The 24,991-nt window shown below is 52.2% G+C and carries 22 protein-coding genes, 2 tRNA genes, 1 other RNA gene and 1 pseudogene; 9 read left to right on the top strand and 17 right to left on the bottom strand.

Going from position 1 to position 24,991, the window contains the following annotated elements:
- Positions 1–37: 37 nt before the first annotated feature.
- From pyrB to pyrF, 3 genes are read left to right on the top strand one after another with little or no spacing between them, the layout of a single operon-like run.
- Positions 38–1,036, top strand: a complete 999-nt coding sequence (gene pyrB, locus U6B65_10805) for an aspartate carbamoyltransferase (GenBank protein WRS26814.1) — start codon at positions 38–40, stop codon at positions 1,034–1,036.
- A complete protein-coding gene (locus U6B65_10800) occupies positions 984–2,177 on the top strand; it encodes a dihydroorotase (GenBank protein ID WRS26813.1) in 1,194 nt (397 codons plus the stop codon). The genes pyrB and U6B65_10800 overlap by 53 nt, the downstream gene beginning before the upstream one ends.
- A complete protein-coding gene (gene pyrF / locus U6B65_10795; protein WRS26812.1) occupies positions 2,164–3,021 on the top strand; it encodes an orotidine-5'-phosphate decarboxylase in 858 nt (285 codons plus the stop codon). Before U6B65_10800 ends, pyrF begins: the two co-directional genes overlap by 14 nt.
- A gap of 60 nt (positions 3,022–3,081) precedes the next feature.
- Here pyrF and U6B65_10790 read toward each other — a convergent pair whose 3' ends face one another.
- Positions 3,082–3,249, bottom strand: a complete 168-nt coding sequence (locus tag U6B65_10790; protein ID WRS26811.1) for a hypothetical protein — start codon at positions 3,247–3,249, stop codon at positions 3,082–3,084.
- A gap of 196 nt (positions 3,250–3,445) precedes the next feature.
- Between U6B65_10790 and U6B65_10785 the strand changes: the two genes are divergently transcribed.
- From U6B65_10785 to pyrE, 4 genes are read left to right on the top strand one after another with little or no spacing between them, the layout of a single operon-like run.
- Complete coding sequence (locus tag U6B65_10785; protein WRS26810.1) at positions 3,446–4,204, top strand: immunoglobulin-like domain-containing protein; 759 nt, start codon at positions 3,446–3,448, stop codon at positions 4,202–4,204.
- Between the two features lie 40 nt (positions 4,205–4,244).
- Positions 4,245–4,985: a dihydroorotate dehydrogenase electron transfer subunit gene (locus tag U6B65_10780; protein ID WRS26809.1), complete on the top strand. Its 741-nt coding sequence runs from the start codon at positions 4,245–4,247 to the stop codon at positions 4,983–4,985.
- Positions 4,986–5,025: 40 nt separating this feature from the next.
- Positions 5,026–5,877, top strand: coding sequence for a dihydroorotate dehydrogenase (locus tag U6B65_10775; GenBank protein ID WRS28943.1), 852 nt, complete (start codon positions 5,026–5,028; stop codon positions 5,875–5,877).
- 21 nt (positions 5,878–5,898) lie between these two features.
- Positions 5,899–6,483 (top strand): orotate phosphoribosyltransferase, encoded by a 585-nt coding sequence (pyrE, locus tag U6B65_10770; GenBank protein ID WRS26808.1) that lies wholly within the window; start codon positions 5,899–5,901, stop codon positions 6,481–6,483.
- Between the two features lie 114 nt (positions 6,484–6,597).
- Here pyrE and U6B65_10765 read toward each other — a convergent pair whose 3' ends face one another.
- The 12 genes and pseudogenes from U6B65_10765 to U6B65_10710 form a co-directional block, all read right to left on the bottom strand.
- Positions 6,598–7,761 carry an iron-containing alcohol dehydrogenase gene (locus U6B65_10765; GenBank protein WRS26807.1) on the bottom strand — a complete coding sequence of 388 codons (1,164 nt, stop codon included), beginning with the start codon at positions 7,759–7,761 and terminating at the stop codon, positions 6,598–6,600.
- Positions 7,762–7,980: 219 nt separating this feature from the next.
- Positions 7,981–8,065: transfer RNA gene (locus U6B65_10760), tRNA-Tyr, on the bottom strand.
- 91 nt (positions 8,066–8,156) lie between these two features.
- Positions 8,157–8,232: transfer RNA gene (locus U6B65_10755), tRNA-Thr, on the bottom strand.
- A gap of 379 nt (positions 8,233–8,611) precedes the next feature.
- The gene (locus U6B65_10750) at positions 8,612–8,839 is read right to left on the bottom strand and encodes a DUF3006 family protein (GenBank protein WRS26806.1); all 228 of its coding nucleotides are present in this window, start codon (positions 8,837–8,839) and stop codon (positions 8,612–8,614) included.
- A gap of 12 nt (positions 8,840–8,851) precedes the next feature.
- On the bottom strand, positions 8,852–9,862 hold the full coding sequence (locus U6B65_10745; GenBank protein ID WRS26805.1) for a ComEC/Rec2 family competence protein: 1,011 nt from the start codon (positions 9,860–9,862) through the stop codon (positions 8,852–8,854).
- Between the two features lie 5 nt (positions 9,863–9,867).
- On the bottom strand, positions 9,868–11,817 hold the full coding sequence (locus U6B65_10740) for a YgiQ family radical SAM protein (protein WRS28942.1): 1,950 nt from the start codon (positions 11,815–11,817) through the stop codon (positions 9,868–9,870).
- A gap of 510 nt (positions 11,818–12,327) precedes the next feature.
- Complete coding sequence (locus U6B65_10735; GenBank protein ID WRS26804.1) at positions 12,328–15,108, bottom strand: DNA translocase FtsK; 2,781 nt, start codon at positions 15,106–15,108, stop codon at positions 12,328–12,330.
- A gap of 57 nt (positions 15,109–15,165) precedes the next feature.
- Complete coding sequence (locus U6B65_10730; protein ID WRS26803.1) at positions 15,166–16,041, bottom strand: undecaprenyl-diphosphate phosphatase; 876 nt, start codon at positions 16,039–16,041, stop codon at positions 15,166–15,168.
- Between the two features lie 80 nt (positions 16,042–16,121).
- Positions 16,122–16,391 (bottom strand): hypothetical protein, encoded by a 270-nt coding sequence (locus U6B65_10725; protein ID WRS26802.1) that lies wholly within the window; start codon positions 16,389–16,391, stop codon positions 16,122–16,124.
- A 487-nt stretch (positions 16,392–16,878) separates the two neighbouring features.
- Entirely contained in the window at positions 16,879–17,106 is a 228-nt protein-coding gene (locus U6B65_10720; GenBank protein ID WRS26801.1) for a YlzJ-like family protein, read from the bottom strand.
- Positions 17,107–17,386: 280 nt separating this feature from the next.
- Positions 17,387–18,121 (bottom strand): annotated as a pseudogene (locus U6B65_10715) (ATP-dependent Clp protease proteolytic subunit).
- 341 nt (positions 18,122–18,462) lie between these two features.
- The gene (locus tag U6B65_10710; GenBank protein ID WRS26800.1) at positions 18,463–18,966 is read right to left on the bottom strand and encodes a deaminase; all 504 of its coding nucleotides are present in this window, start codon (positions 18,964–18,966) and stop codon (positions 18,463–18,465) included.
- A 119-nt stretch (positions 18,967–19,085) separates the two neighbouring features.
- On the opposite strand from U6B65_10710, the gene rsmA reads away from it, so the two are divergent.
- Together rsmA and U6B65_10700 are read left to right on the top strand one after the other, a co-directional pair.
- Positions 19,086–19,949, top strand: coding sequence for a 16S rRNA (adenine(1518)-N(6)/adenine(1519)-N(6))-dimethyltransferase RsmA (gene rsmA, locus U6B65_10705; protein WRS26799.1), 864 nt, complete (start codon positions 19,086–19,088; stop codon positions 19,947–19,949).
- A gap of 410 nt (positions 19,950–20,359) precedes the next feature.
- Entirely contained in the window at positions 20,360–21,958 is a 1,599-nt protein-coding gene (locus tag U6B65_10700) for an ATP-binding cassette domain-containing protein (protein WRS26798.1), read from the top strand.
- Positions 21,959–22,096: 138 nt separating this feature from the next.
- Here U6B65_10700 and U6B65_10695 read toward each other — a convergent pair whose 3' ends face one another.
- The 4 genes from U6B65_10695 to U6B65_10680 form a co-directional block, all read right to left on the bottom strand.
- Positions 22,097–22,573: a restriction endonuclease gene (locus tag U6B65_10695; protein ID WRS26797.1), complete on the bottom strand. Its 477-nt coding sequence runs from the start codon at positions 22,571–22,573 to the stop codon at positions 22,097–22,099.
- 304 nt (positions 22,574–22,877) lie between these two features.
- Positions 22,878–23,071, bottom strand: a non-coding RNA gene (ssrS, locus tag U6B65_10690) — 6S RNA.
- 48 nt (positions 23,072–23,119) lie between these two features.
- Positions 23,120–23,440, bottom strand: a complete 321-nt coding sequence (locus U6B65_10685; protein ID WRS26796.1) for a DUF1292 domain-containing protein — start codon at positions 23,438–23,440, stop codon at positions 23,120–23,122.
- A gap of 974 nt (positions 23,441–24,414) precedes the next feature.
- The gene (locus U6B65_10680) at positions 24,415–24,759 is read right to left on the bottom strand and encodes a hypothetical protein (protein WRS26795.1); all 345 of its coding nucleotides are present in this window, start codon (positions 24,757–24,759) and stop codon (positions 24,415–24,417) included.
- Between the last annotated feature and the right edge of the window lie 232 nt (positions 24,760–24,991).

The following is a 24,991-nucleotide window of genomic DNA, read 5'->3' as shown; positions in this document are numbered from 1 at the left end:
GAAACAGCCTGCTTAACTGTGCGAGAGGAGTTGCCACATGAAGCCAAACTTACAACACATTCTCGGAATATCAGATTTCCGTCAAAAAGATTTGGATTATATTATTTCAGTAGCCGATACTATTGCCCGTAATCCCAAGCGTTATGCTGAGGTTGCAAAAGGCAAAATATTGGCTACTCTTTTTTTTGAGCCCAGCACCCGCACCCGCCTTTCTTTTGAAAGCGCCATGCTTCGCTTAGGCGGAAATGTCATCGGGTTCTCAGATATGTCCACCACCTCTGCTTCCAAAGGGGAAACACTGGAGGATACCGCCCGCACCGTCAGCTGCTACAGCGATCTGATGGCTGTGCGCCACCCGGTGCCCCTTTCCCCCCACAAAATGGCGGCCGCCGCCGGGGTTCCGGTCATCAACGCCGGGGATGGCGCCAACGAGCACCCCACCCAAACCCTCACCGATCTGGTCACCATTTACCGGCGCTTCGGCCGGGTGGATCACCTGACCATCGGCCTGTGCGGGGATCTTAAATACGGCCGCACCGTTCATTCCCTGATTCGGATGCTCTCCCGGTATCCGGGCAACCGGTTTGTGCTGATCAGCCCCCCCGAGCTGCCCATGCCCACCGAGATTGTGGAGGAATTGACAGCCCAGGGCATGGATATCACCGAAAACAGCAATCTGACTGCCGCTTTGCCGGAGCTGGATATCCTGTATATGACCCGCATCCAGCGGGAGCGCTTTTCTGATCCGGAGCAATACCAGCGGCTCAAGGGCTGCTACATTCTGGATAGCGAAAAGATGGAGCACGCCAAAGCGGATATGATTGTGCTGCACCCCCTACCCCGGGTGGATGAAATCACCGAGGATGTGGACAATGACCCTCGGGCATGGTATTTCAAACAGGCGCAGATGGGTGTCTTTGCCCGGATGGCTCTGATTATCAAGCTGCTGGAACTCAACGATCTTATGACGGAGGATTACATCTATGTCCACCCTTATCAGGAATATAAAAGCGGTCGACTCCAGCAAGGAGCGTAACCTAGAGCTGCTGATTGAAAATGGCCTCATAGCTCAAATTGCCGAGCACATTGAAGGGGATTTTGAAACGGTTTTGGATGGCGGCGGCAAGGTTCTGCTCCCCGCCTTTACCGATCTCCACGCTCATTTCCGCGATCCCGGCCTTACCCACAAGGAAGACATCCTTTCCGGGTGCCGGTCAGCGGTGCGGGGCGGCTATGTGAATGTGAGCCTTATGGCCAACACAAAGCCGGTGTGCAGCAGTATGGATACAGTGGAGTATGTGCTGGAAAAAGGCAAGCAGGCCGGCCTTTGCCGCCTGCACCAGACGGTTTCCATCACCGAGGGCTTTGACGGAAAAACCCTTTCCCATCTGGATGCCCTTGACACCGCCAAGGTGCGCTGGCTTTCGGATGACGGCGTAGGCGTGGCCGATACCGGCGTGATGCTGGCGGCCATGGATAAAGCCAACCAGCTGGGGCTGGGGCTGATGCTCCACGAAGAAGACCCGGCGCTCACCCACCGCAACCTTTATCTGGCGGAGGATCTCATGACCACCCGGGATGTGAAGCTGGCTGTGCACACCGGCTGCAAGACCCACTTCTGCCATGTGAGCACCATCGATTCGCTGGGGGATATCATCAGCGGCAAGCTCATGTGCGACAACATCACCTGCGAGGTAACCCCCCATCACCTTTGCCTGAATGATACCACCGAGTATGCCGTGGCTCCACCTCTGCGGGATGAAAGCCACCGCCGCTATTTGGTGGAATGCCTGCGCAACGGCTACATCGATGCCATTGCCACCGACCACGCCCCCCATACACAGGAAGATAAGGAAAAAGGCGTTAACGGCATGGTGGGGTTAGAATGTGCCTTTGCCGCCTGCTATACCCATCTGGTGCGCACCGGTGAAATTACCCTTTCCCAGCTTTCTGCACTGATGTCCCGCAATCCGGCCCGGATACTGGGCTTTGAGGGCGGGGTCATCGAGCCGGGGGTTCCCGCCGATCTGGTTCTGGTGGATGTGGAATCACCCTTTGTTTTTAATGCATCGGATTGCTCCTCCAAGGGGCATAACACCCCTTTTGACGGGCAAACCTTTTATGGCAGGATACTCATGACTATGAAGCAAGGAGAAATTGTATATGAAGCTCATTGATCGGCTGCACCAGCGTGTAATGGAAAAAGGACATGTCTGCCTCGGCTTGGATACCGACGCCGCCTACCTCCCGGAGGATTTCCGCAAGGGATTTGAGAGCGATGCCGCCGCTGTGCTGGCCTTTAATAAGGAAATCATCGATTCCACCCACGATATTGTGGCTGTTTATAAGGTGCAGATTGCCTACTACGAGGCCATGGGCCTTGCCGGTATGGAGACCTACGCCAAAACCCTTGCCTATCTGCGGGAAAAGCAGGCCATCATCATAGCCGATGTCAAGCGGGGCGATATTGCCAAAACCGCCGAGATGTATGCCGCCGCCCATTTCACCGGGGATTTTGAGGCAGATTTCATCACGGTCAGCCCCTATATGGGCATGGATACCTTAGAGCCTTACTTCCCCTATCTGGCCACCGGGGAAAAGGGCCTCTTTGTGCTGGTTGCCACCTCCAACCCCGGCGCCCCGGACATTGAAGGGCTGATTGCCGATGACCAGCCGGTTTATCTCACTGTCGGCGAAAAAACGGCCAAGCTTGGAGAACAGTTTGCCGGAGAATGCGGCTACAGCGCCATTGGCGGCGTGGTGGGCTGCACCAACTCCCAAGATACCCAGCGCATCCGCCAGCGGCTTCCCGGGATGTTCTTCCTGATTCCCGGCTATGGGGCACAAGGCGGCACCGCTTCCGAAATCGCCCACTATCTCCACAAGGGCAGCGGTGGGGTGGTTAATTCCTCCCGTGGGATTCTCATGAGCTGGAAAAAGCCCGAGCATGCAGGCAAGAGCTTTGCCGCCGCTGCCCGGGATGAAGCCATCGCCATGCGAGACGACATACTTTTTTTTTGATAAAAGAAAGGGGGCTTAGGCCCAGCCCAAAATGGAAACTCTTCACTCGAAGGGGAGGCCTTAGCCCAGCGCCAGAGGTGATTTTTTTCTTTGATTTCTTTCTTTTTCAGTCAAAAAGAAAGAAATTGCCTGTGCGGCATGAGCACGACCGAAGCCGAACGAACTGTGCTTTGCTGAATCTTGGCTGCGGGGGTACCAAGGGGCGTGCCCCTTGGCAATTCTTTGCATCCTTTCTCATTGCGGAGAAAGGATGTGCCAGTCCGCGCGGCATGAGCGCGGGAGTGAAGAAACTGCGCTTGATAAGACCGAGGAATTAAATCGCATTGTTTTTTGAAAAAGAAAGGATGCAAGGAAAACCCTCTTTTGGGACACCTTTATAAAGGATGCTTCTTTTATACATCACTATAACCAAGGAGGTTTTTATATGCAACGTATTTTGTGCCTCATTCTTGTTCTGACTTTAGCTTTGACTTCCTGCACCCCCAAGGCAGAATCCAAGACCTTAGCTCTTGAGGATGTTCTTTCCCTTTCTGAAATGACTCTCGCTCTGTCGTGGGAGGATTTTGAGGCATTTTCCCATAAGGATGCCAGCGCCGAAAAACACCGTTGGGAATTCCCTATGGCAGAAGCGGAATACTCCTTGTTCATTGAAGGAGAGAATATGGACGATCCGCCCGAGCATATTGTGCTGCTCCGCAGCACGGGCGAAAGCATTGATATCCGTGTGGAGGATGTGCAGGCTTTTTTGAAGGCGGAACCGGATGAAGAGCCTATCTCCCAATCCGAGCCAGAGCCCCCAAAAGAAACCAGTGAGCCGGCTTCTCCCAGCAGTGCTGTTTCAAACAGCCAAGCCCAATCCTCCAAGCCAGCTTATAGAGTTGAGGCCTCCCCCGCCAGCTATGCCGTGGATGCCCCATCCATTACTGTAAAGATCACCAACACCTCTCAGGTTGAGGGCGGTTATGGCTACATGTACCGCATTGAGCGGGAGGTAAACGGCAGCTGGCAAGCAATCCCCCTCGATTTCAACGTTATTGAAATTTTCGTGACTTTGCCAGCTGGCCAAACCAACACAGAAGAGTTTAGTCTGTTTCAGGAGCAATATGACTACCAGCCCGGCACTTACCACATTGTGCTTTCGGATGGGCTAGGCGGTGCATCCGCCCAGTTCACTCTGGAATGACAGAAAGACTGCATCCCCTTTAGGAAGGAAGCCACAACCAATGAGCTATTCGCAGGTAAAAATTATATCCAACCGGCAGCTTGCCCCGGGGATTTTCAAAATGGAGCTCCCCGCCCCAGAGATGCCGCTTCCTGGTCAGTTTTATATGCTGCGCCCCGCCCAGAGCCGGGTGCTTTTGCCCCGAGCCATTAGTGTCTGCGATTGGGCAGATGGGGTGGCCACCCTCCTTTATCAGTTGGTGGGTGAAGGAACCATCCAGCTTTCTCAAATGCAGGCCGGTGAGCCTCTTGGCATGCTGGGGCCCATCGGCGGCACCTTTCCTATAGATTTCTCCCGGCCTGTGGCTTTGGTGGGAGGCGGCATCGGCACAGCGCCGCTGGTGTATCTCAGCCGCCGCCTCAAGGAAGCCGGAATCACCGCTGATGCCTTTCTGGGCTACCGGGATACCCCCTACTTCACAGAGCAGTTTGAGCCTTTTACCCGCCGGATAGCCATTGCCACCGAAACAGGTGAAGCCGGAACCAAGGGCTTTGTAACCGCTCTGTTTGATCCAGCTGATTATGAGGCGATTCTTTGCTGCGGCCCCACCCCCATGATGAAAGCAGTCAATGCTTTGGGGCAAAAGTCTGGCGTTCCCGTTTATGTCTCGCTGGAAAACAAAATGGCCTGCGGTGTGGGGGCCTGCCTTGCCTGCACCTGCGGAACCAAGGATGGAAAATACCGCCGGGTCTGCAAGGATGGCCCGGTGTTTTTAGGGGAGGAAGTCGACTTTGAGGCTTAACGTAGATTTGTGCGGGGTTCCCCTGAAAAACCCTTTGATTATGGCTTCGGGTACCTTCGGCTTTGGCGAAGAATTCGCCCCTTATATGGATATAAGCTGTCTGGGCGGCATTTCCTCCAAGGGCCTGACACTGCACCCCAAGGCAGGCAATGGCGGCCACCGTATGTGGGAAACCCCCTCCGGTATGCTCAACAGCGTGGGCCTGCAAAACCCGGGGGTACCGCATTTTATAGAGCATGAGCTGCCCGCTATGCTGGGGCTGGGGCCGGCTGTGCTGGCCAATCTGGGCGGCAACACGTTAGAAGAATATCTGGAGGGCGCCTGCCTGCTGGATGCAACCCAAGTGGATTTTATTGAACTGAACATATCCTGCCCCAATGTTAAGCACGGCGGAGCTGCTTTCGGAACCAAGGCCGCTGTGGCCCACGAGGTGGTTGCCGCTGTGCGCAAGGCTACCAGTAAGCCTCTTATGGTCAAACTTTCCCCCAATGCAGAGGATATTGTGGAAATGGCGCTGGCCTGCGAAGCCGCAGGAGCGGATTGCCTCTCCCTGATCAACACCCTTAAAGGGATGGCCATTGATATAAACAGGCGCAAGCCGGTTTTCCGCAATGTGGTGGCGGGGCTTTCGGGGCCTGCTGTTCGGCCCATCGCCCTACGGATGGTTTATGATGTATGCGGTGCAGTTAAAATCCCGGTCGTTGGCTTGGGTGGCATTGCCTCCGGGCGGGATGTGCTGGAATTCATTATGGCTGGTGCTACCGCTGTTCAGGTTGGAACGGCTAATTTTATTCGGCCGGATATGTCGGCTGTTATTTTAGAGGAGCTTAGCTCTTTGATGGATAAGTTGGGAATCGAGTCGCTGGAAGAAATCCGGGGAGCGGCCCACTGAAAAACGAGGAGGCAACAATTTATGGAAAACAAAGCTGTTTTAGAAATATTCAAGGAATGCGGCAGTCTGCTGGAGGGGCATTTCTTGCTGACCAGCGGCAAGCACAGTGACCGCTATTGCCAGTGCGCCCTTTTGCTCCAGCACCCCGATAAGGCCGCTGTGGTGGTCAAGGAAATCGCCGATCAGGTCAAGGATCTTGCCCCCACTGTTGTGGTGGGCCCGGCCATGGGCGGCGTTGTGGTAGCCTATGAGCTGGCACGCCAGCTTGGGGTAAACGGTATCTTCACTGAGCGTGAAAACGGTGAAATGACCCTGCGCAGGGGCTTCCACCTCAGCCCCGAGGATCGTGTGCTCATCAGCGAGGATGTCATCACCACCGGCAAATCTACCCTTGAAACCGTGGCGGTTATCGAAGCCGCCGGAGCCAAGGTGATCGGCCTCACCGCCTTAGTGGACCGCCGCACGCCCGATATCCAGCTGCCCTTCCCCGTTTATGCGGCCACCACCCTTTCGGTGCAGACCTTTGAGGCAGATGCCTGCCCCATCTGCGAAAAGGGAACCCCCATTGTCAAGCCCGGCAGCCGCAAGCTCCCCATGCCCAAATAGGCAAGTTCCCAGAAGCCCTTCCCACATAAAACAAGAGCCGTTCCCTCCACGCTTGTGGATAAGGGAACGGCTCTTGTCTTATAGATATCGGTTTGCTGTGTAAAAGACTTGATGCTACAGAGCCAGCTTATAGATGGCCACAATATCCTCTTTGCCAAGAGGTTTCAAATTCCCGACAGTTCCCCGGTTGAATACGGCCTTTTCAGCCATCAATTCAAGCTGATCGGCAGGAAGGTCAGCCTCAGAGAATCGAACAGGAAGCCCCACGCTGCGGAAGAAATCCTCCAGCTTTGCAATTCCTTTGTGGGCGATCTCCTCGTTGCTGCCGGCATCGTCAATGCCAAATACACGCCGGGCAAACTGGGCAAATTTCTCCGGTGCTTCCTTCACCATATACTTCATCCATGCCGGAAAGATGATAGAAAGCCCCGCTCCATGGGCGATGTTATAAAGGCCGCTCAGCTCGTGCTCAATGTCGTGGCTGCCCCAGTCGCCGGTGCGCCCGCAGTTGAGCAGGCCGTTGTGGGCCAGGGTGCCTGCAAACATCAGCTCGGCCCGGGCATCGTAGTTTTCCGGCTGTTCCAGCACCACCGGCAGGTTGCCCAGCACCACCTTCATGGTGGATTCAATATACCGGTCGGTGAGCTCCACATGATCCTCGGGGGCAAAATACCGCTCCAGCAGGTGGGCAAAAATATCCGCACAGCCGCAGGCGGTCTGGTAAGGGCTTAAAGTAAAGGTCAGCTCCGGGTTCATCAGGGCAAATTTGGCTTTCAGAACCGGGTAGCTGATGTAGCGCTTATACTGGGTTTCATCGTGGGTAATCACCGAGCCGTTGGAGGATTCGGAGCCAGCGGCAGGAATGGTCAGCACCACACCGATGGGCAGCGCCTTGCTAACCGGCTTGCCCTCTATGTAGTAATCCCAGATAGGCTCATCCAGCATAGCACCAGCAGCGATTCCCTTGGCCGAATCGATTACACTGCCGCCGCCTACCGCCAGAATAAAGTCAATCTTCTCCTTTTTACAGAGGGCGATTCCCTCCTCAACCTTAGAAAGCAAAGGATTGGCCGCTACGCCGCCCAGCTCCAGAACCTCCAGCCCCTCGGCCTTGAGAGAAGCAAGAACACGGTCATAAAGCCCGCTCCTTTTGATGGAGCCGCCGCCATAATGCAGCAGCACCCGGGTGCCAAACTCCTTGGAGCAAGCTCCGGCCTCTTCTTCGGCATTGCGGCCGAAAACAAGCTTGGTTGCATTTTGAAACTCAAAATTCTGCATGTTGCTTTCTTCCTTTCTTATGCTGTTAATTAAGAGCGAACCACTCGGATAATGCATCAAACAAGAACATACGAATAAGCAATTGTATTTTCTGTTTCAGCATATAGAATAACCTTTTAAAAGTCAAGGGTGTCGGCTCTGCCGTAGGTTCCCCCTACACCGAAATATCCGTATATTAAAAAACAAAAAAACAGGACAAACATAAAGTTAGTCCTGTTTTGGTGGGAGATGGTGGATTCGAACCACCGAAGGCGGAGCCGTCAGATTTACAGTCTGATCCCTTTGGCCACTCGGGAAATCTCCCATATTCAGTTTTTTTCAGCCTAAACGCTTAATGGGTCTTACACAGCGCTTGTCCGCTCAAGTTCCATCCTCATTTTAAGCCAAATAAAAAGTGGAGCTGGTGGACGGATTTGAACCCCCGACCTGCTGATTACAAATCAGCTGCTCTACCAACTGAGCTACACCAGCATATGTCCTCCAGTCAGGTGACTTTGATATTATAGCATATCCGTTATGCTGAGTCAACACCCTTTTCAAAAACCTTTTACCTTTTTATAAAAGCCTGCGGGCGGCATAGCAACATCCTGATTTTCATAAGGTTTGACCTTGATTTTACACAGGTTTTATAGCTGTGTTCCCTCTTTATGTCGTATTATTTGGGCGATTACACATCAGTGAGGAGAAGCGTGGCAGCCATGCAGACAAGATACAGGCAGTTTCTATGATAAGAACTCTAAAAGTTACACCCTACTTTATCGGGTATCCCACCAAGCACGGCTTCTGTGTGATGATAAGCCGCAAAAGCTGCCGGAACACCTTGCCACCCGCAGAAAATCTTTCGCTTTTCTTATTTATTCTTTCCCAGCAGTCCATCCAGCAGCCGTCTGTTGAGGCTGCGCCTGCGCTGTGTCTCCTCCGGGTCAGGGGAAACGCTGCCATCCTCTCCCAGCAGAATCCAATCGCCTTCCCTGCTCCCTGAGGGGAGGCGATCCGGGGTAATCTCCAGCCTCTGCCGCTGGGCATCCTCCAGCAAGACCGTTTCGGGAGTCAGGCGCAAAATACAGTAGCCCTTCATTGCTCACCCTCCTTATGCTGCCGCTGAAACCGAAAGCTGTGAGCCATCGGAGCGCATCACAATGGTTCCCTGCAAATCGGTGCGGTATATCTGGGCACCCTGCCCACCAAGACGTTCCAGCACCTCCTTGTGGGGGTGCTTATAGGAATTGTCCAGCCCACAGGAAAGGACAGCGATGGAAGGATTCACCTGATCCAGAAAAGCCTGTGTGGTGGAGCTTCTGCTGCCGTGGTGCCCCACATCCAGCACATCCGCTGAAAGATCAGCCCGGCTCTCGATCAAATCCAGCTCCGATGGCCCGGAGGCATCTCCTGTAAACAAAAAGGATGTATCTCGATAATCCAGCCGACTGACGATGGACATATCGTTGAGATCGCTGTATTCCCCCAAGGGAGCCAGCAGAGTCAGGGTTGCACCCCCGCCCAGATCGTAGCTTTTGCCCGCTTTGAATTCCTCGACAGTCACCGAGTTTTTCGCAATGGCCAGCAAAAAATCTGTATAGGAGGCCGAGGTGGGAACCAGCTCGTGGGGCAGATCGGTCATCACCACCGATTTCACCTTGAGATCATCCATCACCACATCCAATCCGCCGATGTGATCGGCATGGGCATGGGTGGGAATGCACAGATCAATGCTGCCTGCCCCCGCATCCTTGAGATAGCGCACCAGCTCTTTGGCGGTGGCATTATCCCCGCCATCAATGAGCACCGTTTTGTCCGGTGCCTGTATCAAAATCGCCTTGCCCTGCCCCACATCGATAAAATGCACGCTCAGATTCCCTTTGGAGGAAAACACCGCCAGAGGGCTTTCTTTTTCTGTCTGCGGGGCTTGGGAGGTATCGATAAAATAGCTGAAAAAGCTGCTCACTCGGGCTGCCGCCTTGCTTTCCAGCTCCGGCAGGCCGATTTCCAGATTGTCCCGGTTTTGCATGGTGGAAAGCACACAAAAGCCCACCACCACCGATACCAGCAGTATGACAATCCAACTGCGGCGCAGCTGTCTTTTATTTCTGCCTTTTGCCACCCTTCTTATCTGCCTTTCCTTTTAGGAGCTTTCGCCCCTTTATTACGGGGGTTGGCACCCGAGGAGCCTCGGGTATGTGCAAACGAATTTGCCCCCTTGCCGCCTGTTTGGCCACCTCTGCGGCCAGAGTGAGCCTGCTCCTGCCGATTTTGGCGCTCTCGAAAGCTTTTATCCGGCGGCACCAAGCAGTTTTTGCCGGTTCCCACCAAATCGGCCCGGCCTGCTTTAATCAGCGCCTTGATGATCACCGAGCGGTTTTCTGGCCTATAGTATTGCAGCAGCGCCCGCTGCATGGCCTTTTCCTCGGGTGTGCGGGGGACATAGACAGGCTCCATGGTGAAAGGATCAAGCCCGGTATAAAACATACAGGTGGAGGCGGTCCCCGGCGTGGGGTAAAAATCCTGCACCTGTTCCGGGCGGATGTTGTTTCGTTTTAGGAACACCGCCAGCTCCACCGCATCCCGCAGGGTGCTCCCCGGATGGGAGGACATGAGATAGGGCACTAGGTACTGCTCCTTGCCCACCTTTTTGGTGGTGGAATAAAAGGTTTTCGAAAACTTTTCATAGGCGCTAATGTGGGGCTTGCCCATTTTATCCAGCACAGCCGCACTGCAATGCTCGGGAGCAACCTTGAGCTGCCCGCTGATGTGATGCTTGACCAGCTGGGTAAAAAACCGTTCGTCAGGATCCGCATTGATGTAGTCAAACCGCAGCCCTGAGCGAACAAACACCCGCTTCACCCCCGGCAAATGGCGCAGCTCCTCCAGCATCTCCCGGTATTCGGTGTGATCCACCTTCAGGTTGGGGCAAGGGGTAGGGGCCAAGCATTTGCGGTTTTTGCACATGCCGTGCTTTCTCTGCTTATCGCAGGAAGGCCCCCGGAAATTGGCGGTGGCTCCTCCCACATCGTGAATATAGCCCTTGAATCGGGGGCTTTTGATCATCCGCTTGGCTTCTTCCAGAACCGACTGGCGGCTGCGGGCAGAAACTACCCGCCCCTGATGGAAGGCGATGGAGCAGAAGTTGCAGTTTCCAAAGCACCCCCGGTTGTGCTGGATGGAAAACTCAATTTCCTCAATGGCCTTCACTTCGCCCTTGCTTTCATGCATGGGGTAGACACTGCGGGTAAAGGGCAGGCGGAACACATCGTCCAGCTCCTCCCCTTCAACAGGCTCCATAGGGGGATTCTGCACCAAAAAAGCTCTGCCGTGCTTTTGAACAATAGCCCGCCCGGTGATGTGATCCTGCTCCTCCATCTGCATGGCATAGGCCCGGGCGTAGGTTTTCTTATCCTCCCGCACCTTATCAAAGGAGGCACAGCTAACAGCGCCGGCAGGCAAAAGAGCAGGGTTCTCAGTCAAGAAGCAGGTTCCCCGGATATCGGTCATGGTGGAGATCGGTTCCCCCGCACGCAGGCGGCGGGCAATCTCCCGGGTTTGGTATTCGCCCATGCCATAAACCAGCAAATCAGCGCCGCTATCCGGCAGAATGGAAGGGCGAACCGCATCGTCCCAGTAATCATAGTGGGCAAAGCGGCGAAAGGAGGCCTCAAGTCCTCCGATGATAATGGGGATTTCCCCAAACAGCTCCCGCAGCTTCTGGCTGTAAACAATCACCGCCCGGTCGGGCCGGGAACCAGCCTTGTTGCCGGGGGTGTAAGGATCATCGGAACGGCGGCGCTTGGCCGCTGTATAGTGGGAAACCATGGAATCGATGTTGCCGCTGGTGACAAAAAAGCCAAGAGCAGGTGTGCCTAACTTGCGGTAATCTTTTTCGCTCTTGGGCTGGGAGATGATCCCCACCCGCAGGCCCATGGCTTCCAGAAGCCTGCCCACAATGGCAATTCCAAAAGAGGGATGATCCACAAGGGCATCCCCCGTTATGCATATAATATCCGCCTGCTCCCATCCACGGGCTTGCAGGTCGACTTTGGATACGGGCAAAAAATCAGACAGGGAGCTCCGCTCCTTCCTTCGGGCATAGGCCCGGTAAAATTGTTATGCCTTTACTTGGCGTTCTTGGCTTTTCTTTCCTATCAAAAGCCAACTGTATATTCTCGTTTGTAAGGCCTTTTCTCTGGGGATCTTATTTTTCTTAGATTTCACCAAGTGCAGTTTGACACTTGGCACTCATGCCGTGCCGGGCACACACTTTCTCCACGATGAGAAAGTGTGCAAAGAATCGCCAAGGGGCAAGCCCCTTGTTACCCCACCGCCTAGATATAGCCGTATAAAACCCATGAAGCTTCGGTCGTGCTTATGCCGCACAGGCAATGGCTTTCTTTTTGGCTGAAAAAGAAAGCCATCAAAGAAAAAAGCCGTCTCTGGCGGCAGATAAGGCTTTTTGCTCTTCATTCTGCCATCGTGCGCCAAGCGAACGATTTTAATCAGCTTAAGCCCGACGAAAGAGGCGAAGCCTCAAGTGGTTTTTCTTTTGCTTCCTTTTTTTTCAAAAAGAAAAGGAAGTTAGTCACGAGAGGCATTCATCATGGATTCTTCGGCGCCGCTGAGCTTCATTTCCAGCCAGCGCTCCTTCGAAATCAGCACCGCACGAGGCTTACTGCCTTCAAAGGGGCCTACAATGCCTTTCTGCTCCATCTGATCCACAATACGGGCCGCCCGGGCATAGCCTAGCTTGAGCCGCCTCTGGAGCAGAGAGGTGGAAGCCTGCCCCACTTCAACAACGCATTCAATGGCGGCGGGGAGCATATCATCCTCATCCTCAAAGCCGCCTCCAGTGTCTTTATCCTTATCCTTAGAGGCCTTGCCCACCACCACATGGCGGTCAATTTCCTCGGCGACAGCTTGGTCATAATCGCTGTCCTGCCCTTGCTTAATAAAGGAAACCACCTTTTCAACCTCATCGTCGGTGACAAAGCAGCCCTGCACCCGGATGGGCTTGGCCGCACCCACAGGGTAAAACAGCATATCGCCCCGGCCCAGCAGCTTTTCGGCGCCGCCCATATCCAGAATGGTGCGGCTATCCACCTGAGAGGAAACGGCAAAGGCAATGCGGGAGGGGATGTTGGCCTTGATCACACCGGTGATGATATCCACCGAGGGGCGCTGTGTGGCGATGACCAAATGCATACCGGCGGCCCGGGCCATCTGAGCCAAGCGGCAAATGGAATCCTCCACCTCATTGGGGGCGGCCATCATCAAGTCGGCCAGCTCATCGATGATAATCACAATTTGGGGCATGGTGGGCATGGTATCGCTGGCTTTAGCCAGCCGGTTGTAGCCCTCCAAATCCCGGACACCATTCTCTGCGAAGGCTTTATAGCGGTTGAGCATTTCACTCACAGCCCACGAAAGAGCACCCGCCGCCTTTTTGGGGTCGGTCACCACCGGCACCAGCAGATGGGGAATCCCGTTGTAAACACCCAGCTCCACCACCTTTGGGTCTACCATCAAGAGTTTGACCTCATCGGGGGAGGCTTTATACAGCAGGCTCATAATAATGGAGTTGATGCACACCGATTTACCCGAGCCGGTGGAGCCTGCTATGAGAACATGAGGCATTTTGGCGATGTTGGCAATCATGATGTTGCCTGCAATATCCCGGCCCAAAGCGGCTGAAAGCTTGCTGGGGGCGGCGATGAACTCCTTGGAATCCAGTATCTCCCGGATTTTAACCATGCTGACAACCTTGTTGGGAATCTCGATACCCACCGCTGGCTTGTTGGGAATGGGCGCTTCAATGCGGATGCCGGAGGCGGCCAGATTCAGGGCGATATCATCGGCCAAGCCGGTGATTTTGCTGATCTTCACCCCGGCGGAAGGCTGGAGCTCATACCGGGTAACCGCCGGGCCCCGGCAGATATCGGTGATCCGGGTTTGCACACCAAAGCTTTTCAGTGTATCCACCAAGGTTTGAGCGTTGGCTTTCAGCTCTTCGCTGACCTTTTCGTTGGCCGGGGGTTTGCCCTCCTGCAAAAGAGTGGGCGATGGGAACGCATATTCCCGCACCACTGGGACTTTGGGTTTCACATCCTCCAAAAAGGCAAACTCCAACTCCTCGGGAGAGAATTTCACCCGCTGGTGCTCCAGCTTGTAAAGATCCTTATCGTTGGGCAAAGGCTCCGGCTCCTTGGGCTGATCAAAGGTAAAAGGCTCATAGGAGCGGCTCTCCCGGGCCTTGGTTCCGGGAAAAGGGATCGCCTCCCCCCCGGCACGAACACCGGGAAAACGCAGAGGCTCCGGCTCATCAAAGGAAACCGGCTCATCCCATGGGAGCTGTTCAAGGGGTGCCCGGGGATCGGCGGATGCCGGGGCCTCCCGGTAGCGGTCAATGAGATTGTCAATGCCCAAGTCATCCTCTTCATCTTCTTGAGGCTGGGCAAAGTGGAGAGGCTCGGAATGGGTCAGCGCTTCGATATCCTCCTCTAAAGCAGAGGGTATCACAGCTGCCGGTTCAGGCAGTGCCTCCTGCTCCTGCGTCCTCGATTCAAGCTCGCCGGCGGGGACATGTTCCGCAGGGCTGTCCACATTTACCACACCGAGAAGCCGCTCTTTCGGGGTCAAGCGGCGAACTGCCTTGGGGCTCGAGTGCACCAGGTGAGCGGGCATATCGTCATCCAAGTTTACATTAATGTCAAACCGCCCACCGGCGGACACCGGTTCTTCCCGCTCCTGCTCCTCCACCTTGGCGGTATAGACATCCTCCAAGATGCGGGCGGGGCGTGTAGCCGCCCGGAAAAGGTGCAACAAAGTGGTGCCGGTAATCAGCATGGTAAAAACAAAAATCGCCAGCAGAATCACAATGGAAGCGGCAGTCTTGCCGCACAACGCCAACAGCGGCAGGCCGAAAATAGCCCCGGTGAGGCCGCCGCCCTTTAGGCTAACACCGCCGTTATACAAAGCCGCAATGTTTTCCACCAAGTTTTCTTCTGTAGGTATCCCCGGCCCAAAAATCTGGATCGCCCCGGAAATCAATGTAATGAGCACACTGACCTGCCAAAGCTTGGCTTGGAGAGAACCAATGGGCTTGTCCAGCGCAGTCATAACAGCGATATAAATCAGCAGGGGCGCCAAAAAGAAGGAGCTCCAGCTGAACATGCCGTAAATAAACCTATGTACAAAGAACCAGCCGCTTTCCCCGGGAATATAGGTCAGTGCGCCCAGCAACAGCCCGGCGGAGAACATAATCACCGCACCCATCTGCTTTTTGGCGTTGCGCTGAGCCGCAGTCTGCCGGGAAGGCGCTGCTCTCTTTTTTGTGGTTTTTCTGTTGGTTGTGCTTGCCATAAACACTTCGACCTCCGGCTATACTTGTTTCACTTAAATCAGTCTATAGGGCCACAATCAGGCCCCTAAAATCATGTTTTGCAAAGCGTGGCCGCTGACTGCCTCAAAAATACCGGTACCCAGCACCAGAATGCCCAAAACCAGCGTATACCATGCAAAAATCTTAAACTTGTTGGAGGTCACCAGCCAGTTTACCATTTTAATGGCCAGCAGGCCGAAAATCAGTGAAGTGACCAGCCCCACCAGCAAAACAGGCAGGGAGGTATCCAGCTTTTGCCCTGCAATATCCTTGATCTCCAAAAGATTTGCCCCCAGCACAGCCGGGATACCCATAATAAAGGAGAAAGCCACGGCATATTTGCGGTTGAGCCCTACAAATATGCCCGCCGCTATGGTAGAGCCGGAACGTGAAAGGCCGGGCAGGGGTGCAACAGCCTGCATACAGCCGATGAGCACCGCATCCTTATACTGCATGGTGGCGGCCTTTTTATTGCCCTCCTTGACCCTTTCGGAAAGGAACAGCAGAAGGCTGGTGAAAAGGAAGCAAACCCCCTCCATAATAATGCTGTTATCCGCAGAAAAAGAGGTGTAAAAATCCTTGAGAAAAACCACCGCACCCAGCGGAACCAGCGAAACAATTAAAAGGAACAGCATCCGCCTTTGCGGGCTGGCGTTTTTGATAGAAAACCGCCCTTTGAAAATATCCCCCACTGCGCCGAAGAACTCCACAATCAGCTCCAGAATGGTTTTATGAAAGGCAAGGCAGACCGCCAGCAGGGTCCCCAGATGCAGAAGAATGGAAAAAGCCGCTCCGCTTTCTCCCCCCTGCCCGGTAAAATACTGCACCACCGATAAATGCCCCGAGCTGGAAATGGGCAGAAACTCAGAAAGTCCCTGCACGATCCCCTGTAAAACTGCGTCAAATATACCCATTCCAAGGCCTCCATATGTAAATTGATTTGTTATTCTAATGGCGGAATATCTGGCTATGCACATTAAAGGTTTTTCTGATTTTAAGGCATCTCCCCTGCCAAAATATCTCTAGCCTTTTCAAAATCATGTTTATTGACATAAATATAATACAAAATAGAGCTTTCGGTTATCTCTCCGACCCTGCCCAAAGCTTTTCTGGCAAAGCCACGAAATGGGGGTGAAGCATCATGCTTTACTTGCAAATGCTTATATTTTATGCTGTTAAGCTTAAGAATTTCAATTGCCCTTAAAAAGCTTTCCTGTGATGTTCCACAGTATATCTCTTTCCACTTGGATAAAAGAAGCCCCAATTATGATCACCCACCAAAATCATATTCGGCGTATATCCACCGTTCAATCTGGAACTATACCCTATAGGTTAGCACTTATGCTGTAAAGGTATCTCGCACGGCTTAACAAAGTGAGCATTTCTCACTTCCGCACTCATGCCGTGCAGGCATATTCTTTCTTTTTACGCAGAAAAAGAAAGAATACAAAGAAAAATGAGCGACACTGCCGTCAGGCAAGGCCTTTTGGTCGAAATATAAGCTTTTTCATAGGCCGTGGTCGCAGTTTCTCTGAGACCACTTAGGTTTTAAGTGCATCGCCCATCGTCATTCATCCAGCTCAAGGACAAGGGCTTCTGCTCACCTAAACCCATAGTGATTTTTCTTTGCCTACTTTCTTTTTTTCTAAAAAGAAAGTAGGTTTATTGTACCACGATTGGGCGTACAGTGTAAAGGTCTGCAAACAATTGTTCCCGGGGCCGGGCTGTCTTTATGTACCCGGGGCAGGCGGTTAAAGCCTGCAAATGCCGCCGGGGGTGAAGTTAACATCCAGATACTGGCTGGGGTCGGTGGAAAGCAGCCGGTTCATCCGAAACCCTTCTGGGGTAGAAATCCCCTCCACGTAGCCGAAGGGTATTGCCTTGTATTCGGTTTGGGGTGCGGCCACCCCAGATACTGCGGCACTTTCCGGCCATGGGTCAGTCAGAAACTGGGCCGGCGTCACCGAATGGATTAACATAGCTTTTGGCACCTCCATCCCATGAGCGGCGTTCCTGACCCGAGCGGATATTTTGCCCTGTCAGCGGACCGGATAAGCGGTGAGGCGGCCAAACACCTGCCACTGCGCTGTCGTTCTTGACTGCGGCCGCACTACGAAAGGGTTCCCGCCTGCGGTTTTTAACCAATCTGCGGCGCATCACCGGCTGATAAACCTCCACCCGGCTGGCCTTGGGGCGTGACGGAGCCTTGGCAGAAGTTTCTTTTTCTTCGGCGGTATCCGATGCCGTTTCCTGCTCTTTTTTAGCTTTCTGTTCGTCAATCATGGAATACAGGCAGGTGATGGCATCCGCCAGCCCGCCCAAGTGGTCAATCAGGCCGATTTCCACGGCCTGCTGGCCATCCAGCACGGTGCCCACATCCATGACAAGCTCCCCTGTATTCATAATCATATTCCGGAAGGTATCCGCCGATACCTTGGAATTCTCGGTTACGAACCGAACGATTCGCTCCTGCATCTTATCAAAATAAGAAAGGGTCTGTGGAACACCCAGCACCACCCCGTTCATACGCACCGGGTGCAGGGTCATAGTAGCAGAGGGTACAATAAAAGATTGCTGGGCGCTGACTGCCAGCGGCACGCCGATGGAATGCCCACCACCTAATACGATGGAAACCGTGGGCTTACGCATACCGGAAACCAGCTCCGCAATGGCAAGGCCAGCCTCCACATCGCCGCCAACCGTATTGAGTATGATAATCAGCCCCTCAATTTGAGGGTCCTCCTGAATGGCCACCAGCTGGGGAATCACGTGCTCGTATTTTGTGGTTTTGTTTTGCGGCGGCAGAATATAATGCCCCTCCACCTGCCCCACAATGGTCAGGCAGTGAATGACATGCCGCCCCTTGGCAGGGGTGATGGAGCCGGTTTGGACAATCTGCTGGGTCTGCTGGGATTGGGCGTTATCGATTTCGGCCTGTTCCTCTTCTTCCTCAGAAGTGGCCGCATCGGTGGGAAGCGGATTTTCCTCTCCCACGGCAGAATCGGCTTTGCGTTTGTTGTTATCCATAGGTCAACACCTTTCGATGGGTTTGGTTGCTTTTAGTCTTCGCCTATGGGGATAAAATATACCCACCGCACGCTAAAGCCCAGTCTTGCATTTAAGGTGTAAATGCTGTACCATGGATTAAGCTTGTGTCTTTTTATAAATTACGGGATAACCTTTCCCAGCATCAGTGAACCGCTGCCGCAATAGAACAAATATAATGTGTTCTAATGGTATCATACCCCATCTATCGGGTCGAATCCTGATAAAAGACAAAAACAGCCCGCAAATTATGCAGGCTGCAAAAGTGATTTTTTCTTTTAAGTAAAAGCTTAGTAACCCATGGCTCCGCTGAGGGATTCATCGTTGCTGATCCATTCATCCCGGACAGGCACACTGCGGTATGTATTTTTATCATCCCGAATGATCACATTGGTAATACCGGCGTTAATGATCAGCCGCTTGCACATAGAGCAGGGGTTTGCATCCCGAACGTATTCGTCTGTATCGTATTCCCGACCCACCAGATACAAGGTGCTGTTCAGCATATCCGCACGGGAAGCGTGAATAATGGCATTGGCCTCCGCATGGACAGAGCGGCACATCTCATAGCGCTCGCCCCGGGGAATCTGGAGCTTTTGCCGGGTGCAGTAGCCCAAATCGCTGCAGTTCTGCCGCCCGCGGGGTGCTCCCACATAGCCAGTGGAGATAATCTGATCGTTTTTTACGATAATGGCGCCAAAATTACGCCGCAAGCAGGTTCCCCGCTCCAGCACTGTTTCGGCTATATCCAAATAATAGTTGATTTTATCTCGTCTGTCTTTTTGTTCTTCCATGGCTGTATTCCTCTCATTAATTCTTATTATAATACTCTATTTTTTACAGAAAATCAACTTAATTTCCTTTTTATGGGGAGTTTTGTTGTGCGATTCTTTGAACGGACAGGAGCCGATATATGGAAAATCTTACAAATATAAAAACAATCCGGGAGCTGCTGGATCGCCATGGCTTTCGGTTTTCCAAAGCGCTGGGGCAAAACTTTATCATTAACCCCGGCATTTGCCCCCACATGGCCGAAGCCTCGGGAGCGGATGAAGGGGTAGGTGTTCTGGAAATCGGTCCCGGCCTTGGGGTGCTCACCACACAGCTGGCCCGGCTTGCCACCAAGGTGGTCAGCATTGAGCTGGATGCTCGTCTGCTGCCGGTGCTGGAAGAAACCCTGGCCGACTGCCCCAACACCAAGGTTATCCACGGGGATGCTCTCAAGGTGGACCTCCACAAGCTGATTGCAGAGGAATTTGCCGGGTTGCGGGTGGTGGTTTGCGCCAACCTGCCCTATTATGTCACCTCCCCCATTCTGATGCGCCTGCTGGAGGAACGGCTCCCGGTGGATACCATCACCGTTATGGTGCAGAAGGAGGCGGCTACCCGCATCTGTGCGCCGCTCCCCAGCCGGGAGGCCGGTGCTGTCACAGTGGCAGTGCACTACTACGCCAAGCCCGAAATTCTGTTTGGGGTTTCCAAGGGCTCCTTTATGCCCGCCCCCAATGTGGATTCCAGTGTCATCCGCTTGGAGGTTCGCCCAGAGCCGCCGGTGCAGGGAATCGATGAGGCCCTGTTCTTCTCGGTGGTAAAAGGTGCTTTTTCCCAGCGGCGCAAGACCTTGCTCAACTGCATGGCTGCTCATTTCCGGTTGGAGAAAAGCGCAATAACCTCCGCTATGGAGCAGGCAGGCATCGCCCCCTCCACCCGGGCGGAGCAGCTTTCCATAGAAGATTTTGCCCGGCTCACCACCGCCATGTCTGCCCTGGTTGCTTGATGGAGGGCTTAGCCTCTTATTTCGGGCTTAGGCAAGGCATAACTCCACGTCTTTGCGCCCAATAGCTATCGTTTTGTGAGGCCTGTTTACAATTAGGGTAAACCCTTTTCCTTGAACCTTCCTTTTTTTAAGGAAAGCCAAACTGTGGTTTAATTCCCGCCGAAGGCTGGAGGGGGAACATGGGGGAACTAGTTCCCCCATGAGGCGCTTCGTGGCTGAAGGCCACCTCTACATTTTCCGCAGAAAATGTAAGCGCCTGAAAGGATGTGCCAGCCGCACGGCATGAGTGCGGGAGTGATGAATGAGATGCCGCAAAAAGCAGAGAAACCTGCGGCCGTTCCTGTTTTGTGTTATAATAAAGAATAACAAGCTGTTTTATCCAGTTTTTAAGAAGGAGTTTATGCAATACTATGATAACAGTCAGCGATGTAAGCCTCAACATGGGTGTAACCAAGCTCTTTTCCCATGTAGACCTGCAATTTGTTCCCGGCAACTGCTATGGCATCATCGGAGCCAACGGTGCGGGCAAATCCACCTTTCTCAAGGTGCTTTCCGGTGAGCTGGAACCCAGCAGCGGCAGCGTGTTTGTGGATTCTAAAGTCCGCATGTCCATCCTGCGGCAGGATCAGAACAAATACGATGCTTTTCCGGTTATTGAAACGGTGATTATGGGCAACCATAAGCTTTATGCCAACTTGAAAGAAAAAGATGCCCTTTACGAAAAAGAAGATTTCACCGAGGAAGACGGCGTTCGTGCCTCTGAGCTGGAAGCCGATTTTGCCGAAATGGGCGGCTGGGAAGCCGAATCGGATGCTTCCCGCATATTGCAGGGTTTGGGAATTGAAACTGCTTTTCACGCCAGCCTGATGAGCGAGCTGGATGGCCGCCAAAAGGTTAAGGTGCTGCTGGCACAGGCGCTGTTCGGCCAGCCGGATATCATCCTCTTGGATGAGCCTACCAACAACTTGGATTATGCCTCCATCACTTGGCTGGAGGATTTTCTTATGGATTTCCTGGGCACCGTTATTCTGGTCTCCCATGACCGGCATTTTCTCAACGCTGTCTGCTCCCACATCGTGGATATCGATTACGGCAAGATCAAGCTGTATGTGGGCAACTACGATTTCTGGTACGATGCCAGCAAGCTGATGCAGCAAATGCTCCGGGATCAAAACAAAAAGGCCGAGGAAAAGGCCAAGGAACTGCAAGACTTTATCGCCCGTTTTTCTGCCAACAAATCCAAGGCCAAGCAGGCAACCTCCCGGCGCAAGCTGCTGGATAATCTGGATATACAGCAGATTCCCGCTTCTTCCCGGCGTTACCCCTGGGTGGGCTTTAAGCCTGACCGTGAGGTAGGCAAGGATGTTTTGTTTGTGGAAGGTCTTACCAAAACCATTGACGGTGTCAAGGTGCTGGATAACCTGACCTTTACAGCGGGCCGTGAGGATAAAATCGCCTTTGTAGGGGATAACGAGCTGGCTCACACCACCCTGTTCAAGATTCTGGCTGAGGAGATCAAGCCGGACAGCGGCTCCTTCAAATGGGGTGTCAGCACTTCACAGGCCTTCTTCCCCCGGGATAACTCCTCCTTTTTCAACGACCGGGATGAAAACCTGCTCCAGTGGCTGGAGCCCTATTCCCCCGATCATCACGAAAGCTATCTGCGCCAGTTTTTGGGCCGGATGCTCTTTTCCGGGGACGATGTGCTCAAGTCTGTCAAGGTGCTTTCCGGTGGTGAAAAGGTTCGGTGCATGCTTTCCCGCATGATGCTTTCCGGTGCCAATGTGCTGGTGCTGGATCAGCCCACCAACCATTTGGATTTGGAATCCATCACCGCCCTCAACAACGGGCTGACTGATTTTAAGGGCATTGTGTTTTTCGCCTCCCACGATCACCAGTTTATCCAGACCATTGCCAACCGGATCATCGAGATCACCCCTGAGGGTGTGACCGATCGCCAGACCAGCTTTGATGAATATCTGGAATGGAAAAGCAGTATAGGAAAATAGGCCCCGCCCTTTTCGGCCAAGCATAAAACAATAAAGCGTAACGGGAATTGCCTTTCCGTTACGCTTTTTCTTTTATAAGAGGCAATGCAGCTGGAAACAATCCAACGCCGCACCACAAAATGATGCCTGCCAAAGCCATTACAGGCGTGCCAGTTTATCTTCATCCCACAGGAGCACCTTGGTCTTTTTCGCCAGCTCAACAGCGTTTCTGGTAAAGGTGCTGTTTGTGGCAACCACAGCAACATGGCAGTCGTAGTAGAGCTTCCCAGCCAGCACCTCCTGAACGGCCTTTACCCCCACAGGCTGGTTGTAAAACTTGCACTGAATGGCGTAGGTGATGTCATCCTTTTCCGCTGTAACATCCACGCCATAGTCGCTGGAGGCTTTGGTTACATCCACGTTGATAAATCCGTTGCGCCTGAGCAGCTGGGCTATGTAGGCTTCAAACTGGTAGCCATCTCCTACACAATCCAGCTCGGTGTTTCTGTGTTTTTTGCGCCAGTATTTCACAATGGGAATTAAGACAAAAAACAGGAACAATGCCCCTGCTGTTATACCACCCCAAACATAATGCTGGGTTTGCCAGTTGGCAAAGAGAGGCATAGAGCCCTCCATAAAATCACCCCAATCCGAATCTTCCGGTTACCCCAAGGCAGGGTTTAAATAATGTCCAATGAATAAATGCGCTTTGCAAAACGCATTTGCAAACAAAGCAATATTCGCTCTGTTTGACGGCAAAACAGGTCTGTTTTACCGTTTCAGATACATGGATTGACGGCCTGAAAAGTACTGCTGTTGTTGCATTTTTGAATTGTTTAGCAGACGCTAAATAAAGAAAAGCGAACAGCCGCAGCCGTTCGCTCCAATTTTTCCGCTAAACTCCGCATCCACGAAGCAGGAAACAATTAAAAATGCAAAATAAAACCCCACCAAGCCGTATGTCGCCCAATAAAACCCGTCAAAGACAGGTGGGTGTCCCCCCGTGGGGCTCCTGCTCCCTTCGTCCGGCCAAGGCCGGGAGGTCTGCAATCATATCCACGAAGATCAGGACTCCCTTTAATATAAGTGTTGGATTATATTAAAGCAGCATATACACGCACCCAGCAGGGGAGTAAGCTCTATTGGAATAAACGCAAAGAAAAAACGAGACTATGCTAAAACTCAGTCCTCAAAATCAAAGGTATCCTCAAGGCGCTTCATAAAGAAATCGCCCACACGGTTGAATTCATCCTCATCCTCAATGGATTCGAGGAATTCTTCCCCTTCGCCTTCTGAAACACGCAAAATCACCAGCTCACCGCTATCCTCCAGAATCTCCTCAGCCTGATTCAAGACAGGGATCAGCGCCATGTAACGCACACCTTCGAATTCGGCGGTATCGGCAATTTCAAATTCCAGCTCAGTGCCATCCTCGGCGATGAGGGTCAGAAGATCAACCTCTTCTTCTTCCTGCTCCAGATCCAGTTCCATATTTTCGTCCATATTACCCTCACTATCTGCCTGCCGACGGCAGGTCTTTTGCTTTTGACAATTGTTATTGTATCCTAAAGCTTTCCCGAAGTCAAGGAACCCTTTTTATTTATTCTGTGGGTTTTTTTCTTGAAAATCTGCCCATCCCTCTTAAACAGCCAGTTTCCAAGAGCTTTTTTTCAACTATTATCCAAAAAGAATATTATTTTATTCGTTCAGCGATTCGTTATTTATTATTAACATAAAATTAAACGATGTGACTATTTTTTTATTGACAAATACCCAGCTGTAGGGTATACTAAAGATGCAAAAGGGAAGGGATTCAAAAAGAGCTTCCCACAACTGTGTGAAAAGAAAGGCGGTGGGTCCGATGTACGCAGAAGAAGTTCCCTGTAAGATTTGGGGCCTGTGCGCCAAGCCCCTCAGCTCGGGTAAGCCCTCGTAAAGGCAGAATTCACTCCTTAAATTGATTTGTTTTTTAAAAAGGATGCTTCTGGAACGGACAGCAGTTTTGGCTGTATTGAAAACGGGCTGACCGGGTGAATTGGCGAAATATATCGATTTCATGACAGCGCAGTTTCACGTTTGTTTTAAAGATGCAGCCACTGGCTGTATACCTCGCTTAAGCAGCAAAACCAGGAAACCTATATATCGTTTGTCAACCCTCGTCTTGTGGATGGGAGAATGCCTGTCCCCTGCGAATGAGCCAGTCTCTGAGGAACTCCGGTATATCTGTTCCACTTATTTTGCGCTCTATGCAAAGCTAGTAAAAATTCGTGAAAGATGCATTAACTGTAAGCCCGGACTTGTAAAAAAAGGTCTCATGGTTTCAGACATGACTTCGTTTACCGTTATTCTGACATTTTTGTGTAGACACACACTGAAAGAAAGGAAATAACATTTTACAGGGTGTACCCGTTTTATGGGTACACCCTGCTTCAATTTTTCTGTTTTATGCTCTCAGCACTACCTGAATATCCAGCTTTTTATTGTGCTTTCATTTCACTCACTAAATAGGAAGTAATCTGAACGTAGTCTTTATAGTCTTCTGGCAAATCCGACCCTATCTGGTTCTTTACCAACTCGTAGGCATATTCATTGATATCTTTCAAAATTGGGTGTCCCGCAGGAAGAGGTGGTATTTTTCTTGAAAAAGCATTCCCACCTTGATTATACGTTATTAGATATTCATATACAGGCTCATCGCTGATTATTTTCTTTGTATAGCCCCATGGTTCAAAAGGCATGTTATTGCGGATGACCACACTGGCGACCAGCAAAGTAAAAACCAGCAACACTATGCACAGTATGATCCTGTCACTTTTCAGCATAAAAATCCACACCTCTCTTTTGGCTTTAAACACTATACATTATATCATGAGCGCAGTGAATGATATAATTGGCCATCGCCGTGAGGCGGGCCATAAAAATGGAACATATAATAAACGCTTCGCGGTTATTAATATCGTAACACATACTATTTAAGCATTCAATTATATAATAAAATTTATGCTACAAAAAGAAGGAAGGCTGGGAATGCTTTAACATTCCACAGCCTTCACT

Source organism: Oscillospiraceae bacterium MB08-C2-2, from assembly GCA_035621215.1.
In the GTDB taxonomy this organism is placed as follows: domain Bacteria; phylum Bacillota; class Clostridia; order Oscillospirales; family Ruminococcaceae; genus WRAV01.
Note: the sequence above shows the minus strand (reverse complement) of the source record. Positions and strands in the feature narration are given on the sequence as shown.